General features: G+C 27.7%; 4 protein-coding genes. All 4 read left to right on the top strand.

Annotated elements, in window-relative coordinates:
- Positions 1-149 precede the first annotated feature (149 nt).
- Positions 150-695 carry a DUF6933 domain-containing protein gene (locus DUT90_RS00080; RefSeq protein WP_114424684.1) on the top strand — a complete coding sequence of 182 codons (546 nt, stop codon included), beginning with the start codon at positions 150-152 and terminating at the stop codon, positions 693-695.
- Positions 696-826: 131 nt separating this feature from the next.
- Positions 827-1423: a hypothetical protein gene (locus DUT90_RS00075; protein ID WP_114424683.1), complete on the top strand. Its 597-nt coding sequence runs from the start codon at positions 827-829 to the stop codon at positions 1421-1423.
- Positions 1424-1579: 156 nt separating this feature from the next.
- Positions 1580-2032 (top strand): RDD family protein, encoded by a 453-nt coding sequence (locus DUT90_RS00070; protein WP_114424682.1) that lies wholly within the window; start codon positions 1580-1582, stop codon positions 2030-2032.
- Between the two features lie 289 nt (positions 2033-2321).
- Positions 2322-3398, top strand: a complete 1077-nt coding sequence (locus DUT90_RS00065; RefSeq protein WP_114424681.1) for a Fic family protein — start codon at positions 2322-2324, stop codon at positions 3396-3398.
- Positions 3399-3662 lie beyond the last annotated feature (264 nt).

Raw genomic sequence — 3662 nt, 5'->3', positions numbered from 1 at the left:
ACTAACAATTTAAGAACTAACCGAGTTCAAACTAGTTTTTTGCCTTCTAAACGGCTGAAAAAAATAGCTTGAACGTGTCGAAAATCATCAAAAAAAGGTCAACCTATTTCAGTATAATACAAAAATAACGCTGAAAACCAATAAAAAGAATGAATTTTACCCAAATATATACAACTCGAAAACTTGAAAAGACAATTACAAAATCAATTGTGGAAAAAAATGAAACTGAAAACAAAATATTGGGAGAATGGGTTGCGACTATTTTTTACGTAGATAGAAAAAAGTGTTGGCTGATTGTAAACAAACTGACCAAATACTTGGTAATTCTGTCTGACATAAAAAAATCTGAATTGAATAACATAACTCGAATTTTCACAAAAACACTACATTCACAACTCGAAAATGACCGAATTGAAATCGGTTACGAAACTTTGAAAGGAATGATTGGAGAAATAAAACTATGTGAAACTAATAATGATCGAAGTGCGAATGGTTCGCTGAATAATTGTATGTTCAGCATAGAACATTGGAAAATAGAATATGGAAGTTTTGAAAACTTACCATTCAGAAAAATAAATAGCGGATTAAACAGCTCGCCGAATAAAATGTTAAAATGGAAATATCCGAAAGAAGTAATGAGCGAAATAATAAAAGCCTACGTACAACAACGTGTATATTCAATTGCTAGTTTATAGCCTACTTGGGAAAATTCTCGCGGATTTTCTATTCAGTAATTATTTGCTAAATTTAGTGAATAAACCACGCAACTGATATATACACAAAACCGTTGTGTGTAATTACTCACTCATACTTCTGAACTAAATAAATGAAGAAAAAAAAGAAAAATAAAAAGAAGAAAAAAAAGGAATCAATTAAATACAAACCTTTTGTTTTAGTTGGTGGAATTTTTCATTTAATTGTTTATCTATTATTTGATTTAACTTTTTATAGTGAATCATTATTTTGGGGAAGTTTAATATCTTCTGGATTAATCATTGGAATATATTTAATTTATAAGATGGAATTATTGAATCCGAAAAGCTATAAAAAACTTGAAGGAATTAAATTGAAAATGTTTATTTTTCTTGTATGTTTTCTTACAATTTTTGGTGTAACAGCAATGTTAGGAAATGTTGTAAATGGAATTATTTTAGGTGTAAATTATATTGGAAAAAATTCTGAAAGAAATAAAAAAGAATATAAAATTGAGAAAATTATACAATCTAAAACTGGGGGAAGAAAAAGAATTAGAAGAAATAATCCTAAAGTAACTTTAGAAAAAAATGGTGAATTAATAAGCCGAATTTTACCTGAACATTTTAGTTTAAAGAAAGATTATTCTGAATTTAAAACCATTGAATTTATTACCAATAAAGGTTTATTAGGTTTTGAAATTATTGAAAATTACGAATTGAAAAAATAAACTACACACAACAAGGTATAAGCTGTATTGCTAGCTTTTGGCTTACTTGGGAAAGTTCTCGCGAACTTTCTAATCCGTAATTATTTACTTACTTTTAGCTTGACAAACCCGCAACAAAGCTTATACAGAAACGTTAGCATACATTAACCGAAACCTATGAGTGAATTTGAAGAATTTGAGGAAATTAAAACTGAACCCAATATTGGAAACAGAATGGTTGCAGGATTAGTTGACTATATTTTAATTTATGCTTTCTTTTTCTTTTATATTTATGCAGTTGGAAAACTTAATGCAGATGGAGGTTATTCCGTAAATGGATTACTATCAATTGTTCCTATAATTTTTTGGGGAATTATGACAATTGGGTTTGAAATTGGAATTGGAGCAACAATTGGAAATCTTATTTTGGGATTGAAAGCAATTCCAAAAAGTGGAATTAATAGAAAACTGACTTTTAGTGAGTCTCTGAAAAGACATTTACTTGATCCAATTGATATGTTCTTTTTTGGTCTTGTAGGAATATTGACAATAAAAAATACAGACTTGAATCAGAGAGTTGGGGATTTATGGGGACAAACTATAGTAGTGAAAAAAGAAAACTTAAATTAAAAAGGAATTAAAACGTATGCTAACAAGGTATAAGCTGTATTGCTAGCTTTTGGCTTACTTGGGAAAGTTCTCGCGAACTTTCTAATCCGTAATTATATACTTACTTTTAGCTTGATAAACCCGCAACAAAGCTTATACAGAAACGTTGGCTAAAATACCTCAGTGGGCTCAAAATGTAATGCAAATAAAGTTCAAATAACTTATCATCTAAAATTATTATGTAAAGAAAAGTGAATTTTCTTATCATTATCAATTACCTTTGTAAAGAAAAGTAGAATTCCTTATCATTATGAATGACTTTAAGCTTGAAAAACTTCCTTTGGAAAAAGACATTGAAACGAAAAATGTCCTTAAAAAATTAAACGAAGCTCATAGAGCATTAGCTGAGCTAAAAGGTTTAGTATCGAGTATTCCAAATGAAAATATTCTAATTAACACTCTAGGTTTACAAGAAGCAAAAGATAGTTCTGAAATTGAAAATATCATTACAACACATGATGACCTTTACAAAGCTGAACTAAATTTGGAAGGAGTAAAATCATTAGATGCTAAAGAAGTTCAAAATTATATTTCTGCTTTAAAAATAGGTTATTCGTTAATTTCAAAAAGAAATATTTTAACAAATAATGACATTATCCAAATACAATCCGAATTAGAAAAAAATAATGCTGGATTTAGAAAAGTTCCTGGAACTGCATTAAAAAATGCCAAAACAGGGGAAATAGTTTATACTCCTCCACAAGACTTTGAAACTATAAAAAAATTAATGTCAAATTTAGAACAATTTATCAATAACGATACTTTATCTGATTTTGACCCGATAGTAAAAATGGCTATTATACATTATCAATTTGAAAGTATACACCCTTTTTATGATGGTAATGGTAGAACAGGAAGAATTATTAATGTGCTTTATTTAGTGATGAAAGATTTACTTGATTTACCAATTCTATATTTGAGTAGATTTATTATCGAAAATAAAGCTAAATATTATGAGTTATTACAGGAAATTAGAATTACTGACAATTGGGAAAATTGGTTAATCTATATTATTAAAGCAGTAGAACAAACTTCTAAGCAAACCATAATTCTAATAAAAGATATACAGAAATTAATGCTTGAATATAAACATCTAATTAGAAATAATTATAAATTTTATAGTCAAGATTTATTGAATAACTTATTTCAACACCCATATACAAAAATTGAATTTATAGAAAGAGATTTGGGTGTATCAAGAATTACAGCTGCGAATTATTTAAATAGACTTGCCAAAGATGGAATTCTATCAAAACAAAAACTTGGAACTGGAAATTATTATATCAATGAAAAATTATATATGATTTTGACAAAAAAAGTACTTTAGCCAACAAAGTATAAACCTTATTGCTAGCTTTTAGCCTACTTGGGAAAGTTCTCGCAAACTTTCTAATCAGTAATAATTTACTTACTTTTAGCTTGAAAACAACGCAACAAATTTTATACAGAAACGTTGGCAACAAGCACCAAAATGAACTTTCCTGAAATAGGTTGACTAAAAATTAATCAATTAATTATAGTCACTTATGAAAACAAAAAAAGAACCCTGGCGAAAAAGAACCTATCAAAAAGTAACCTTAGAAACTAAAAT

The organism is Polaribacter sp. WD7 (assembly GCF_003335085.1).
Lineage (GTDB): Bacteria > Bacteroidota > Bacteroidia > Flavobacteriales > Flavobacteriaceae > Polaribacter.
This window is presented reverse-complemented; position numbering and strand designations above follow the sequence as displayed.